Annotated in this window: 13 protein-coding genes; 5 read left to right on the top strand and 8 right to left on the bottom strand. The window is 73.1% G+C overall.

Translation table 11 applies throughout. From position 1 onward, the window contains the following. Positions 1-2 precede the first annotated feature (2 nt). Positions 3-911, bottom strand: a complete 909-nt coding sequence (locus tag ACIQKA_RS05290; RefSeq protein ID WP_383160283.1) for an N-formylglutamate amidohydrolase — start codon at positions 909-911, stop codon at positions 3-5. A 510-nt stretch (positions 912-1421) separates the two neighbouring features. Here ACIQKA_RS05290 and ACIQKA_RS05295 point away from each other — a divergent pair. The 3 genes from ACIQKA_RS05295 to ACIQKA_RS05305 all read left to right on the top strand — a co-directional run bounded on the left by ACIQKA_RS05295 (position 1422) and on the right by ACIQKA_RS05305 (position 4130). Then, the gene (locus ACIQKA_RS05295; RefSeq protein WP_402540025.1) at positions 1422-1904 is read left to right on the top strand and encodes an HPP family protein; all 483 of its coding nucleotides are present in this window, start codon (positions 1422-1424) and stop codon (positions 1902-1904) included. Between the two features lie 377 nt (positions 1905-2281). Continuing rightward, positions 2282-3811: a SulP family inorganic anion transporter gene (locus tag ACIQKA_RS05300; protein WP_383436868.1), complete on the top strand. Its 1530-nt coding sequence runs from the start codon at positions 2282-2284 to the stop codon at positions 3809-3811. Positions 3812-3905: 94 nt separating this feature from the next. Further along, entirely contained in the window at positions 3906-4130 is a 225-nt protein-coding gene (locus tag ACIQKA_RS05305) for a DUF6458 family protein (protein WP_351973659.1), read from the top strand. 119 nt (positions 4131-4249) lie between these two features. On the opposite strand, the gene ACIQKA_RS05310 is transcribed toward ACIQKA_RS05305, so the two are convergent. Beyond that, on the bottom strand, positions 4250-4681 hold the full coding sequence (locus ACIQKA_RS05310; RefSeq protein WP_402540027.1) for an ATP-binding protein: 432 nt from the start codon (positions 4679-4681) through the stop codon (positions 4250-4252). Between the two features lie 203 nt (positions 4682-4884). Between ACIQKA_RS05310 and ACIQKA_RS05315 the strand changes: the two genes are divergently transcribed. After that, complete coding sequence (locus ACIQKA_RS05315; protein ID WP_383160577.1) at positions 4885-5730, top strand: RNA polymerase sigma factor SigF; 846 nt, start codon at positions 4885-4887, stop codon at positions 5728-5730. A gap of 81 nt (positions 5731-5811) precedes the next feature. Here the strand turns inward: ACIQKA_RS05315 and thpD are convergent, their stop codons facing one another. From thpD to ACIQKA_RS05345, 6 genes are all read right to left on the bottom strand, one after another. Then, a complete protein-coding gene (gene thpD / locus ACIQKA_RS05320; protein ID WP_402540028.1) occupies positions 5812-6696 on the bottom strand; it encodes an ectoine hydroxylase in 885 nt (294 codons plus the stop codon). A gap of 86 nt (positions 6697-6782) precedes the next feature. Beyond that, positions 6783-7211: an ectoine synthase gene (locus ACIQKA_RS05325; RefSeq protein WP_383154115.1), complete on the bottom strand. Its 429-nt coding sequence runs from the start codon at positions 7209-7211 to the stop codon at positions 6783-6785. Between the two features lie 48 nt (positions 7212-7259). Continuing rightward, the gene (gene ectB / locus ACIQKA_RS05330) at positions 7260-8525 is read right to left on the bottom strand and encodes a diaminobutyrate--2-oxoglutarate transaminase (RefSeq protein ID WP_383434045.1); all 1266 of its coding nucleotides are present in this window, start codon (positions 8523-8525) and stop codon (positions 7260-7262) included. Between the two features lie 73 nt (positions 8526-8598). Continuing rightward, entirely contained in the window at positions 8599-9138 is a 540-nt protein-coding gene (gene ectA, locus ACIQKA_RS05335) for a diaminobutyrate acetyltransferase (protein ID WP_383154112.1), read from the bottom strand. A 314-nt stretch (positions 9139-9452) separates the two neighbouring features. After that, positions 9453-10256 (bottom strand): endonuclease I family protein, encoded by an 804-nt coding sequence (locus tag ACIQKA_RS05340; protein ID WP_402540029.1) that lies wholly within the window; start codon positions 10254-10256, stop codon positions 9453-9455. 199 nt (positions 10257-10455) lie between these two features. After that, on the bottom strand, positions 10456-10920 hold the full coding sequence (locus ACIQKA_RS05345; protein ID WP_366378657.1) for an Lrp/AsnC family transcriptional regulator: 465 nt from the start codon (positions 10918-10920) through the stop codon (positions 10456-10458). 198 nt (positions 10921-11118) lie between these two features. Here ACIQKA_RS05345 and ACIQKA_RS05350 point away from each other — a divergent pair, with 198 nt between their 5' ends. Beyond that, positions 11119-12198: an asparaginase gene (locus tag ACIQKA_RS05350; RefSeq protein ID WP_402540031.1), complete on the top strand. Its 1080-nt coding sequence runs from the start codon at positions 11119-11121 to the stop codon at positions 12196-12198. Positions 12199-12312: the final 114 nt, after the last annotated feature.

A 12312-nucleotide genomic window follows, 5' to 3' on the forward strand; every position in this document is an offset into this window, starting at 1 on the left:
TTTTACGCCAGGGGGAATCCTCCCGTCGGGGCCGGCGGGGACTCCGCTCGGGCCGTACGGGACACGGCGTCCACCAGCTCCGCCAGCGCCGCCCCGAGGGCCGCCGCCCCCGGGCCCGCCGCGCCGCCCGGCTCCCGCATGTAGAGGTCCCGGCGTATCTCGACCATCAGCGCCGCGACCCGCGCGTCCCGGCCGTAGTACGGCAGCGGCACGTAGGTCCCGGCGAAGGGGCTGTCCGTCCCCACCCCGCCGAACCCGCCGAACGCCTTCCGCGCCGCGCCGAGCAGCGCGGGAGGCGTGTGGAAGGCGTCCGTGCCGAGGCAGACCGGCGGCCGGGGGCCGTCGCCGTGCAGCTCGTACGGCAACGGTTCGCTCGGGTACGAGTGGACGTCGATCACCACCGCCCGGCCCGTCGCCGCCAGCCGCTCGGCCACGGCCTCGGCCATGCCCCGCGCGTACGGCGTGAAGTAGCGGTCCAGCAGCGGCGCAGGGTCGAATCCGGCCGGCCGCAGCTCGGCCCGGTGCGTGGTGCGGGTGTACACCGCGCCCATCCCGACGGCCGCCATCTCCTCCCGCTCGTCCGGGAAGCGCTCGGGGTCGACGACGAGGCGGGAGAGCCGGTTGACGAACCGCCAGGGGGTCGTGCCGGCCGCCGCGGCGGCCGAGGCGGCGATCCCGGCCGTGTGGGCGTCGGTGATGTGGTCCAGTTCCCGCCCCAGTTCGTCGTCGCCGAGCAGGATCCCGGCCCGCACGTCCGCGGGCACCGCGCGGGAGGAGTGCGGCACGTGGAGGAGGACGGGGGAGTCCGGGGCGCCGGGGAGGAGGCGGAAGGAGGAGGGGGCGCCGGCCGTGACGGGCGTGCCGTACGGGCCGGTCGCGCCGTCCGCGTCGGCGGATGGGGTCTCGTTCATGCCGGGATCCTCCCCCGACCCCGCCCGCAGCGCCACGAAACCGCTGGTTAGAGTGGGGGAGGTCGCGCCGCCGCACCAGGACCGGGCGCGAGACCGGGCCGACTGTCGACCACAGGGACCCGTACGACCACCCGTCCCGCTTCGCCCGGCCCACGGCCGCCTGCCCCGGAAACGCCGCATCGCATGAGTACCGACACCGCCCTGTGCCCCGACGCCGCCCCCGCCGCCTCCGGTTCCGCCGGCCCCGGCCCGGAGGCCCCCGCCGCGCTCGGCTCCACCGCCTCCGGCCCGGCGGCCCCCGCCCCCGGCCCGGCGACCCCTGGGGCGTGTGTCGAAAGTCCTGCCTGCCCGGCGGTGTCCGGCACGCACGCTCGCCGCGTTGTCGGGATCGCCCCGATACCACCAGTATCGGGGCGACCCTCCGCCTTGCGATCGCACGCACCGGACACCGCCGGGCCTGCCCTCCGGGCAGACGGCGCTACTTTCGACACACGCCCCAGGCGGCCGAGGATGGCCGGGCGGGCCCCCGCCCGCCCCGCGCCCGGGGCCGCCGTCCACAGCGTCGGCGCCGCCACGGCCGCCCTCCTCGGGCTCGTCGGCCTCGGCGCCCTCCTCCACGAACCCGTCCTGATACCCCCGCTGGCCGCCAGTGCCGCCCTGGTGCACTGCGCCCCCGCCCTCCCCCTCGCCCAGCCCCGGAGCGTGGTCGTCGGCCATCTGCTCGGGGCCGCCGCCGGATACGCGGTGGCAGCGGTCGCGAGCGGCAGCGCCTGGGCCGCCGCGGTCGCCGCCGGCGTCACCCTCGCCCTCACCACCCTGGCCCGCACCCCGCACTCGCCGGCCTGTGCGACCGCCGTCGTCGTGCTCCAGGCGCCCGCGCCCGGCCGGTTCGTCCCGCTCCTCCTCGGCTCCACGGTCCTGCTCGTCCTGACCGCGTTCACCGCCTCCCGCGTCCGGCGCGCGGCGCCGGAGTACCCCGCCTACTGGTGGTGAGGCCGGGCCCGGCGCCCGCGTGAGCCCCGGCCGGGCGACCGTACGCCCTCCCGCCGTGCGCGTGTGCGGGCGCCTGTGACCCGATGCGCCCCGGCGTCCCGCGCCCCCGCGCGCCCTCCGCGGGGGTGATCGCGTCAACTTCCACCCGGTTCCAGTCGGAAGACCCCACTGGGGGCCGGGTTGTTCACGATCGGGCCCACCTGTGCGTATTACCCTTCGTTGGTCTTCGCTTGACCTCGTCTTGGTGAAGCGTGATGCCGGTGGGACTCCGGGGAGGGATGCGCCGTGCCCGGCCGCGGGCCGTCCCGGCCCGTCCCGTTCGCCCGCGCGACCACCGGTCCGCCCCCGCACCTCGGATCCCATGAGGGGAGATCCGCATGCCGCCCTCCTTGCCCCGACTCCGGGAATTTCCCCATCTACGGCAGGACTTCGCAGCCTCCCTCGTCGTCTTCCTCGTCGCGCTGCCGCTCTGCATCGGCGTGGCCGTCGCCTCCGGCGTGCCCGCCGAACTCGGCCTGATCACCGGCATCGTCGGCGGCATCGTCACCGGCCTCATGAGAGGCAGCAGCCTCCAGGTCTCCGGCCCCGCGGCCGGCCTCACCGTCCTCGTCCTCGAGGCGGTCCGCACCTTCGGCCTCGCCGCGCTCGGCGTCGTCGTGCTCCTCGCCGGACTGCTCCAGATCCTCATGGGCCTGCTGAGATGGGGCCGCTGGTTCCGGGCCATCTCCCTCTCGGTCGTCGAGGGCATGCTCGCCGGCATCGGCCTCGTCATCGTGGCCGGCCAGCTCTACGCCGCCGCCGGGCTCGACGCCCCCGCCTCCGGCCCCGCCCGGCTCGCCGGACTGCCGGCCGCCCTGGCGGGCGCGCTGACCGCCACCGCCCACCTGATCCCGCTCGCCGTCGCCGCCGGCACGGTCCTCGTGATCGTGGGCTGGCGCCACCTGCCCCCGAAGGCACGGGCCGTGCCCGGCGCGCTCGTCGCGGTCCTCCTCGCGGGCCTCGCCACCGCCCTGCTCGACCTGCCGGTCGCCACCGTGCGGGTGGACGGCGTCCTGGACGCCGTGCGCGTGCCCGGCGCGGACGCCTTCGCCGGCCTGGCCGACCTCGCCCTGCTCGGCACCGTCCTCGCCTTCGCCCTGATCGCCTCGGCCGAGTCGCTGTTCAGCGCGGCGGCCGTGGACCGGCTGCACGACGGCCCCCGCACCGACTACGACCGGGAACTGCTCGCCCAGGGGGTCGGCAACGCGGTCTGCGGCGTGCTCGGCGCGCTGCCCATGACCGCGGTGATCGTGCGCAGTTCGGCCAACGTCCGGGCGGGGGCCAGGACCAAGGCCTCCCGGGTGCTCCACGGCCTGTGGCTGCTGCTCTTCGCGGCCCTGCTGCCCGCCACCCTGGAGTACGTGCCGCTCGCCGCGCTCGCCGGGATCCTGGTCCACGCAGGCTGGAAGCTGATCCCCTTCAGGGGGCTGGCCGCGCTGTGGCGCGGCCACCGGGGCGAGGCCCTCGTCCTCGTCGTGACGGCCCTGGCGATCGTCACGGTCAACATGTTCGAGGGGGTCCTGATCGGACTGGTCCTCTCCGTCGCCAAGGCGGCCTGGGACGCCTCCCACCTCCGCGTCGAGCGGAGCGACGACGGCCACGGGCCGGTGCGCGTCAGCCTGTCGGGGAACGTCACCTTCCTGCGGCTGCCGAAGATACTCGACACGCTCGACGGCCTGCCGAGGGACCGCCCGGTCGAACTCGACCTCTCCGGGCTCCAGCACCTCGACCACGCCTGCCGCGCCGCCCTGGAGGCCTGGGCGGAACGCCACTCCGCCGCCGGTCCCGACTCCGTACGGCTGCACGGGCCGCCGGAGCTCGCGCCCGGACCGTCGGAGGAGGGCGAACCCGCGCGGACGGGCTCCTGACTCCCGGTCACCCGACGTTCCGTGCGAGGACATCGGGGATGAGGGCGCCGGTCCGGGGTACCCGATGACCGTCCAACCCACTAAGGGAGGAATCATGGGTCTGGGAGCTTTCATCATTCTGATCGCGGTGGGGGCCATTCTCACGTTCGCGTCGGACTGGCAGATGGAGGGGGTCAATCTCGACCTGGTCGGCCTGATCCTCATGGCCGTCGGCATCATCGGAACGGCGGCCTACGTCAGCGTGCTGCGCCGCCGCCGGATGATCGTCCCTCCGGTCGCCCCCACGGTCACCGAGGACGACCGTCGGGACCTCCTCTGAACAGACGTTCCGTCATCACACCCCGGAAGGGGTGTGCGAGAGGGGCGACCACGCCGGAAGCGTGGTCGCCCCTCTCGTCGTTCCGTCCGCCGTCCCGGGCGTCCGGGGCGTCCGCCGGCTCACCGGTCCACCGTCACCGCCGCGTGGATGGTCTTGCCGTCCGGCCGGGCGTCCACCGTGACCTCGCGGCACAGGCGCAGCACGATCGGCCAGCCGAAGCCGCCGGGGCGCAGCTTGTCGTGGAGGTCCTGGCGCGGCGTCCTCCCGCTGGCGTCCGCCACGGACACGGTCACGCGATCGGGGCCGACGGCTATGCCGAAGTCGGTGACCCCGCCCCCGTGCCGGTGCGCGTTCGTGACCAGCTCCGACGTGACGAGCAGCAGGTCGTCGATCTGGTCCGGCGGCAGGGGGCCGAGGGCCGCGAGCGCGTGGCAGACCAGCCGCCGCGCCTGCGCGGGCGTACCGACCGTCGACGGCCCGTACGCTCCGGCGCCGGGGCGGGCCGTCGGGGCCTCCGGCGTACGGGGCCGGGTGTCGCTCCGGGTGTTCATCGCGGGTCCCTTTCTTCCTGATTCATCAACACGTGATGTAATTCGTCTGCCCGTTCGCCCAGAAGTGATGCCCGCCACTCCGGGCGGAGCCGACGCCCCTTTTCGGGGAGTGCGTTCGAAAAGCGGGGGTACGAGAACCGGAACTGCTGAACGGACCGTGAGGAAGAGGAGGTTGTCGCGTGCGGACCGAGACGGCCGAGGCGATGGCGACGTACGTGACCAGCGGTACGTGTGAGGACCTGCCCGTCCTGGAGGCCCCCCACGAGGTCGCGCCCCAGGACGCCCGCAACCTGACCAAGGTGTTCCTCCGCGAGCTGGCGGAGCGGGAGGAGGGCACCGAGGCGTACCAGTACGTCCGGAACACCCTGATCGAGATCAACATGTCGCTCGTGCGGTACGCGGCGGGACGCTTCCGCGCGCGGGCCGACGAGATGGAGGACATCGTCCAGGTCGGCATGATCGGCCTGATCAAGGCGATCGACCGCTTCGACCTCTCGCGCGAGGTGGAGTTCGCCACCTTCGCGGTGCCGTACATCGTGGGCGAGATCAAGCGCTTCTTCCGGGACACCACCTGGGCCGTGCACGTCCCCCGCCGGCTCCAGGAGGCGCGGGTGGAACTGGCGAAGGCGACCGACGAGCTGAGTTCGCGGCTCGGCCGGGCCCCCAGGGTCGCCGAGCTGGCGATGCTGATGGGGCTCCCCGAGGAGGAGGTGGTCGAGGCCCAGATCGCCTCGAACGGCTACAACTCCACCTCGCTGGACGCCGCGATCAACGGCGGCGACGAGGAGGACGAGGCGGCCCTGGCCGACTTCATCGGCGGGGAGGACCCGGCGCTCGAACTCTTCGAGGACTTCCACACCCTCGCCCCGCTCGTGGTGGCCCTCGGCGAGCGCGACCGGCTGCTGCTCCACCTCCGCTTCGTCGAGGAGCTGACGCAGGCGCAGATCGGCGAGCGGCTCGGCGTCTCCCAGATGCACGTCTCGCGGCTCCTGGCCCGCAGCCTCAACCGGCTGCGCGAGGGCATGTTCGGGCGGCCGGACGCCGCGTGAGCGTCCGGCGCGCGCCGACGGACGGGGCCCGCACTCCGATTCCCCCGGAGTGCGGGCCCCGTCGTCTCCGCCGGCCCGGGACTACGGGCGCGCGGCGATGAAGGAGGGACGCCGGACCGGGGCGGCGAAGGGCGCCTCCGGCAGGTTCTCCACGCTGTTGAAGACCAGGAACACGTTGCTGCGGGGGTACGGGGTGATGTTGTCGCCCGACCCGTGCAGGGCGTTGCAGTCGAACCAGGTGGCCGAGCCGGCGGGCCCCGTGAAGTGCCGGATGCCGCAGGCCTCGGCGAAGGTGGTGAGCGCCTCGTCCGAGGGCGTCCCCGCGTCCTGCATCTGGAGCGACCTCTTGTAGTTGTCCCGGGGGGTCTCCCCGGCACAGCCCAGGAAGGTGCGGTGCGAACCCGGCATGATCATCAGGCTGCCGTTGGTGGTGTGGTTCGGCGTGAGCGCGATCGACACCGACACCGTCCGCATCTGCGGCAGGCCGTCCTCGGCGTGCCAGGTCTCGAAGTCGGAGTGCCAGTAGAAGCCGCTGGCACCGAAGCCCGGCTTCACGTTGACCCGCGACTGGTGCACGTACACGTCGGAGCCGAGGATCTGGCGGGCGCGGCCGACGACCCGCGGGTCCTCGGCGAGCCGGCCGAAGACCTCGCTGATCCGGTGCACCTCGAAGACGGAGCGGATCTCCTGGGAGCTGGGCTCGACGATCGCCCGCTCGTCCGCCCGGACGGCGGGGTCGGTGACGAGTCGGTCCAGCTCCGTCCGGAGCTCGTCGACCTCCTCCGGGGTGACGAGTTCGTCCACCGTGACGAACCCGTCGCGGTCGTAGTCCTCCAGCTCGCGCGCCCAGAAGGGGCCGGGCGTACCGGGCTCGGACCACACGACGGGGTCCTTGCGGCCGATCAGCTCCTCCCGGGGGCCGCGGGTGGGGTAGAGGTCGACGGGGCGGGTGGGTGCGGAGGCCATGGGGCGGTGTGCCTTCCTTTCGTGCGTCTCGTACGGGTGCGTGCGGGGCGTGCCGCGGAGCGCGGGACGCGACCGGGGGCGCCGGATCAGGCGTCGTCCGCGGCGCCCGCGTCGGTCGGCTCGGGCTCGGTGAGCAGGGGGTAGACGCCGTTCTCGTCGTGGTCCTCGCGCCCGGTGACGGGCGGGTTGAAGACGCACAGGCAGCGGAAGTCCCGCTTGACCTTCAGGGTGTGGCGTTCGTGCCCGTCGAGCAGGTACATCGTCCCGGGCACGATGGTGTGGGTGAGGCCGGTCTCGTGGTCGGTGAGTTCGGCCTCGCCGGCCGTGCAGACGACGGCCTCGACGTGGTGCGCGTACCACATGGAGGTCTCGGTCCCGGCGTACAGCACCGTCTCGTGGAGGGAGAAGCCGACCCGCTCGCGGGCCAGGACGATGCGCTTGCTCTCCCAGGTGCCCGAGGCGGCCCTCACGTGCCGCTCGGTGTTCTCCAGCTCGTCGAAGGAACGGACGATCATGTTTTCCTCTCGCGGTGTCGCGGACGGGGTCGGTCGCTGCCGGACGGGTCAGGCGGCGTGGCGGACGGAGCGGGCCAGGATGCCGAGGCCCTCGTCGAGCTCGTCGTCCGTCGCGGTCAGCGGCGGTAGCAGCTTGACCACCTCGCCGTGCGGTCCGGACGTCTCCAGGAGCAGGCCGATCTCGAACGCCCGCCGGCACACGGCGTCGGCGCGCTCCCCGTCGGCGAACTCCAGGCCCCATACGAGGCCGCGTCCGCGCACCGCGATGCCCGACCGCTCGTCGTCCCCGCACAGGTCGAGCAGGGCGCGCTCCACCCGGCCGGCCCGCTCCAGGGTCCGCTCGCGCAGGGCGCCGTCGCGCCAGTACGCGTCGAGGGCGGCGGTGGCGGTGACGAAGGCGGGGTTGTTGCCGCGGAAGGTGCCGTTGTGCTCGCCGGGCTCCCACAGGTCCAGCTCCGGGCGGAACAGGCAGAGGGCCATGGGCAGGCCGTAGCCGCTGATGGACTTGGACAGGGTGACGATGTCGGGCGTGATGCCCGCCTCCTCGAAGGAGAAGAAGTCACCGGTGCGCCCGCAGCCCATCTGGACGTCGTCCACGATCAGGAGCATGTCGTGCCGGCGGCAGAGGTCCGCGAGGGCGCGCAGCCACTCGGCGCGGGCGACGTTGATCCCGCCCTCGCCCTGGACGGTCTCGACGATGACGGCGGCCGGGTGGTCGAGGCCGGAGCCCGGGTCCTCCAGGAGCCGCTCGAACCACAGGAAGTCGGGGACCTGCCCGTCGAAGTAGTGGTCGAAGGGCATCCGGGTGGCGTGGGGCAGCGTCACGCCCGCCCCGGCGCGCTTGGCGGAGTTGCCGGTGACGGCGAGCGAACCGAGCGACATCCCGTGGAAGGCGTTGGTGAAGGAGACGACGGTCTCCCGCCCGGTGACCTTGCGGGCGAGCTTCAGGGCCGCCTCCACCGCGTTGGTGCCGGTGGGGCCGGGGAACATCACCTTGTAGGGCAGGGCGCGGGGCTCCAGGACCGCCGAGCGGAAGGTCTCCAGGAAGTCGCGTTTGGCGGTCGTCGACATGTCGAGGCCGTGGGTGATGCCGTCGTCGGCGAGGTAGTCGAGGAGGGCGCGCTTGAGGACGGGGTTGTTGTGCCCGTAGTTCAGCGAGCCGGCTCCGGCGAAGAAGTCGAGGTACGGCCGCCCCTGCTCGTCGTACAGCCTGCTGCCGGAGGCGCGCTCGAAGACGACGGGCCAGGCGCGGCAGTAGCTGCGGACCTCCGATTCGACGGTCTCGAAGACGGAGGAGGGGGCGAGGTCGGTCAGGGTCACGGAGTCTCTTCTCCCAGGTGTGGTTCGGGGTGCGGGTGGATGCGTGCGGGAACGGCCGGCGGACGGCTCAGGAGGCCGGGAGGTCCAGGGGGCCGATGCGGTACAGCACTTCGGCCTCGTGCCCCGAGGTGGGGAACGAGGCGGCCGGGAAGAGGACCTCTCGCGTCAGCTCCGCGCCGTGGCGGCGCGCGTAGGACCGGAACATCCGGTCGGACGCCAGGTTTCCCGGCGTGACGGTCGCCTCCACGCGGTCGAGTCCCCGCTCGGCCGCCACTCGGGCGGACAGGGCGTCGAGCAGGGTCCCGGCTACCCCGCTTCCGCGGTGCGAATCCTCCACGGCGACCTGCCAGACGAAGAGCGTGCCCGGCGCTTCGGGCCGCAGGTATCCGGTGACGAAGCCCACCGGGCGTCCGGAGGCGTCACGGGCGACGGCGGTCGTGTCGGCGAAGTCGCGGCACCACAGCAGGTAGCTGTACGGCGAGTTGAGGTCCAGCTCTCCCGAGCCGCGGGCGATCCGCCAGAGGTCGGCGCCGTCCTCGATCTCGGCCGGGCCGACGGAGACGTCGGTCCGGGCTGTCGCAGGGGCAGTGCTCTGGGCAGTGGTCATGGGCGCCGAAGGTACCCAGAGGATCTCGGAACTTCCTGGTGCTGAGGGGTTGTTCGCGCTGGTGGAACGTGATAGGTGCAGTTGGCACCTTCATGAGGGGAATCCCTCTTTCCCGCTACGGCGAATCACCTCATAGAGGGACAGAATGACCGTTTATAACGGATCGATAACGGCTCGGGAGAGAAGGATTCGCTCCTTCAGAAAGCGTGAGATGATCCGCGATTTCGCGTTTGAAGCCGTCGGGAGCGGTCATGTGTATGGGTCACCCCGTGCCGCGCCTTCGTCGGCCCGCGGCACGGGGTGACCCGGTCGGACTACCAGATCGCCTCGACCCACTCCGGGTGGTCGACGAACGGGTTCCGGTTGCCCTGGTAGGTGCCGAAGATGATGTCGTTGCGGCGCTTCTCGAAGGCGCTCGGCGGGTCCAGCTCGTTCCACTGCTTCAGGACCGAGAGGCGGCCGTGGTGCGGGACGCTGCCGTTGGAGGTCGACTCGTTGGGCTCCAGGTCCGCCCAGGAGTCGCCGCCCTCGTAGCGGACGGCCATGTAGAGGAGCATCCGCGCCACGTCGCCCTTGTCCGCGTCGCGCGGCTCGAAGGAGTTGCTGTCCGTGTAGCTGCCGGGCGCGCCGCTGACCGGGCTGCCGCCGTTGTCGAAGTCCTTGTTGCCGCGGGTGCTGTTGACCTGGACGTCCGCCGCGCGCAGGTGGTGCAGGTCGGTGCCGGGGCCGGCCGAGGTGCCGAAGTTGCCGTGGGACTGGGCCCAGGTGTGCTCGCGGTTCCAGTTGCCCACCGCACCGCCGTTGAGGGACTTGCCGCGCGAGACCCCGCTGTAGAGCAGGATCACGTTGTTGGAGTTGTTCGGGTCCTGGTCGACGGTCTTCAGGGCGTTCCAGACCGCGTCGTACGAGATCTTGCTCTGGCTGCTGATGATGGTGTGCAGCGAGGACTTGAGGGCCGGACCGGTCTTGCCGACCGCGTCCTTGTAGTACGTGCTGTCGTACGGGGAGGTCGTGGCGTTCGCGGGGGCCGCGGTGACCGCGGGGAGGGTGAGGGTGACGAGGACGGCGGCTATGGAAGCCGCCCAGGCCTTCCGACGGCGGGGCTGTGCGACGGACATGGGGGGTGCCCTTTCCCGGTGGGGGCACGCGCCGGAACGCGGCACCGGCTCGAGGGCGCCGCGCTCTACGCGTGTTGACTTCTTGTCAGCCGGGAGCGTGGCACGGGGGAGCGGCCCGCCGTGTAACCGGGAGGAGGCGTTTCCGTGACGTTCTCGCATACACGGGCACCGGGGGTCCGCGCGCCCGTCCGGGACCTCCTCAGACGCCCCGGACGTCCACCGGCAACCCCTTCGGCTCCTTGATCCGCTTCATGATGATCTGCGAGTTGACCTCGGTGACCCCGGCCAGCGTCGTCAGCCGCTCGATCCACAGCCGCTCGTACGCCGCCAGGTCCGCCACCGCGATCCGCAGCAGGCAGCCGGGACTCCCGAACAGCCGGTACGCCTCGATCACGTCCGGCACGTCCCGCAGTGCCTCCTCGAAGGCCTCCACCGTCTCCCGGTCCCGCCGCACCTCCACCGAGACGAGCACCTCGAAGCCCCGCCCCACCGCCTCCGGATCGATGATCGCCCGGTAGCCCCGGATCACCCCGTCCTGCTCCAGCTGGCGCACCCGCCGCAGGCAGGGGGAGGGGCTGAGCCCCACCCGCTGGGCCAGCTCCTGGTTGCTCAGCCGGCCGTCGTTCTGGAGCTCGCGCAAGATATGGAGGTCGATTCGGTCCATGGCGCAATCTTCTCCCAAGAAGAAACATTTCGGCGGCTCATTCGGCAATCGCCTTGCGCGCCGTTTGTCCTATCCTTGCGGGCTCAGGAACCTCTGGAGAGGCCTTCGGGGCCCTTCCGGCAGAGGCCCTCCCGCCCCGGGCCCTCCCGCCACGGGGCGGAACCCCTTTTCGTCGGTACGGAGTCGAGGACAGCAGCCATGAAGCGGACGCACGACGGGGAAGCGCGCCGGATCGTCGTCATCAGCACCGGCGGAACGATCGCCAGCCGCTGGCAGGGCACCGGCTACGCGGCCGACGCCTCGGGCAGCGACGTCCTGGCCACCGCCCCCCTCCCCGAGGACGTCACCGTCGAGGTCGTCGACCTCTTCAACGTCAACAGCTCCCGCATGACCGCGGCCCACCAGCTCGCCCTCCTGCGCACCGTCCACGAGACGTTCGCCGACCCCGGCGTCGACGGCGTCGTGATCACCCACGGCACCGACACCCTGGAGGAGACCGCCTTCCTCCTGGACCTGCACCACACCGACGCCCGCCCGGTCGTCCTCACCGGCGCCCAGCGCCCCTTCGGCACCGGCGACGGCGACGGCCCCGGCAACCTCTACGACGCGCTCCAGGTCGCGTCCACCGTCCGCGACCTCGGCGTCCTCGTCGTCTTCGACGGGCGCGTCCACGCGGCGCGCGGCACGGTCAAGTACCGGACCCTGGACGCCGACGCCTTCTCCGACCCGTCGGCCGAGCGCCTCGGCCGCGTCGGGTTCTCCCGCGTCGACGTCGAGCGGCAGCCCGAGCGCCCGGCCCCGCTCCCCTTGCCCGCCGCCGCGCGCACGGCCGCGCCCGGCACCACCGGCGCCGCCCCGCTGCCCCGGGTCGACATCGTGACGCACCACTCCGACGGCGACCCGCTGCTCCTGAACGCGGCCGTCGCCGCCGGAGCCCGGGGCGTCGTCCTCGTCGCCACCGGCGCGGGCAACGCCACCCCGGAGATCGCCGCCGCCGTCGAGGACGCGGTCGCCCGAGGGGTCCTCGTCGCCGTCACCACCCGCGTCCCGGCCGGACCGCTCGCCGAGATCTACACCGGCGGCGGCGCCGTCGACCTCGTCGCGGCGGGGGCCCTCCTCACCGGCACCCTCCGGGCCGGGCAGGCCAGGATCGCCGTCCTCGCCGCGCTCCTCTCCGAGGAGGGCGGCGCGGGCGACCCGGCCCGCGCCACCGCGCTGCTGCGCCGGCTCCTCGACGGCCCGGTCCGCGCCGAACCCGCCCTCGCCGCCCGCGCCTGACCGGCGGCCCCGAGGGGGCGCCTTGCCGATCATGCCGGCCTCGCGGCGTCCGGCCCGATCGGCAAGACGCCCCCGAGGACCCCGGCTCGCGGGCGGAGCCCCCGGCCCGTCGTC

This window comes from Streptomyces sp. NPDC092045 (assembly GCF_044756005.1).
In the GTDB taxonomy this organism is placed as follows: domain Bacteria; phylum Actinomycetota; class Actinomycetes; order Streptomycetales; family Streptomycetaceae; genus Streptomyces.